The organism is Pseudopontixanthobacter vadosimaris (genome assembly GCF_012979275.1).
GTDB lineage: Bacteria > Pseudomonadota > Alphaproteobacteria > Sphingomonadales > Sphingomonadaceae > Pseudopontixanthobacter > Pseudopontixanthobacter vadosimaris.
Window position 1 is genome coordinate 1 of the sequence record NZ_JABASZ010000041.1, and the last position, 1,275, is coordinate 1,275.

The 1,275-nt window shown below is 61.6% G+C and carries 1 protein-coding gene; it reads left to right on the forward strand.

Features of this window, described 5'->3' with window-relative positions; translation table 11 throughout:
- Positions 1-62: 62 nt before the first annotated feature.
- A protein-coding gene (locus HG250_RS11580) for an IS3 family transposase (RefSeq protein ID WP_170005496.1) occupies positions 63-1,234 on the forward strand; the annotation gives its coding sequence in 2 pieces (ribosomal slippage) (positions 63-327 and positions 327-1,234; 1,173 coding nt in all).
- Positions 1,235-1,275: the final 41 nt, after the last annotated feature.

The following is a 1,275-nucleotide window of genomic DNA, read 5'->3' on the forward strand; positions in this document are numbered from 1 at the left end:
GAGGTGGTCCCGGAAATCTGGACAGGGTGCTAAGCTAATCCCGACCTGAGGAATGGACGGGAATGAAGACGACGAGAAAGCGCTACAGCGCGGAGTTCAAGGCCAAGGTTGCGCTGGAGGCGATCCGGGGGGATCTGACGCTGGCGGAACTGGCTGCCCGGCATGGGATTCATCACACGATGATTGCGGCCTGGAAGCGGCAGGCGATTGAGGGCATGGCAAGCACCTTCTCCGGGTCGGGTGACGCCGCGAGAGCTGCCGGTGATGCCGAGGTAGAGAAGCTGCATGCCAAGATCGGGCAGTTGGTCGTGGAACGCGATTTTTTAGCCAAAGCCTTCGGTCGATGAGCGTGGACCGGAGGCGATCGATGATCGAGCCTGCTCACCAGCGCCTGTCGATCTCGGCGCAATGTCGCTTGCTGCTGATCAGCCGGTCGTCTTACTATTATGTGCCGGTTCCGGAGACCGAAGAGACGCTGGTGCTGATGCGGATGATCGACGCGGCGTTCATGGACATGCCCTGGTATGGCAGCCGCCAGATGGTTCGGCATCTGCGACGTCTTGGGCATGAGGTTGGCCGGCGTCGTGTGCGCCGGCTGATGGCGAAGATGGGCCTGTCGCCGATCTACCAGCGTCCTCGGACCAGCGATCCGCATCCGCAGCACCGGATCTATCCCTATCTGCTGCGCAGGCTGGCGATCGAACGGCCGAACCACGTCTGGTGCGCCGATGTGACCTACATCCCCATGCGCCGGGGCTTCCTCTACCTGGTCGCGGTGATGGACTGGGCGACGCGCAAGGTGCTGGCCTGGCGGCTGTCGAACACGATGGATGCCGGCTTTTGCGTCGCGGCTCTGGAAGAAGCGCTGGTGCGCTTCGGCAGGCCCGAGATCTTCAACACGGATGAGGGCAGCCAGTTTACCAGCTTCGCTTTTAACAGCGTGCTGCGCGACGCGGACGTGCGGATCAGCATGGATGGCCGCGGCAGGTGGATGGACAACGTGTTCATCGAGCGGCTGTGGCGCTCCCTTAAGTATGAATGCGTCTACCTCCACGCCTTCGAGACCGGCTCGGAGCTGCGCGCTGGCCTTGTCCGGTGGATCACCTATTACAACACGCAGCGACCGCACTCAAATCTGGCCGGGCAAACCCCGGCAGAGGCATATAGGTGGATCGACGCTTCAGATCATGGGGGGCATGCCCCCCATGATCTGATGACCAGAACGGCGGCATAATCACATCAAGGATTAGCTTAACTTCGCCGCCAACCTGTCCA